Source organism: Streptococcus humanilactis (assembly GCF_019448275.1).
Lineage (GTDB): Bacteria > Bacillota > Bacilli > Lactobacillales > Streptococcaceae > Streptococcus > Streptococcus humanilactis.
This window is the reverse complement of record NZ_JAHXBZ010000031.1, coordinates 1-275: the sequence shown is the minus strand read 5'-3', so window position 1 is coordinate 275 and position 275 is coordinate 1. Positions and strand designations below refer to the sequence as shown.

Genomic DNA, 275 nt, shown 5'->3' with positions numbered 1-275 from the left:
GAGCAACAGAAACCCCAACTCCAGCGCAACCGGTAGAAGATCAACCAGCAGCGCCAGGAGCAACAGAAACCCCAACTCCAGCGCAACCAGCTGAAGAAACTCCAGCGTCAGGAACAACAGAAACCCCAACTCCAGCGCAACCAGCTGAAGAAACTCCAGCGCCAGGAGCAACAGAAACCCCAACTCCAGCGCAACCAGCTGAAGAAACTCCAGCGTCAGGAGCAACAGAAACCCCAACTCCAGCGCAACCAGCTGAAGAAACTCCAGCGTCAGGA

Annotated in this window: 1 pseudogene; it reads left to right on the top strand. The window is 56.0% G+C overall.

Annotation, left to right across the window (positions count from 1 at the left end):
* Positions 1-275: pseudogene (locus tag KV696_RS09720) on the top strand (hypothetical protein); the annotation flags it as partial.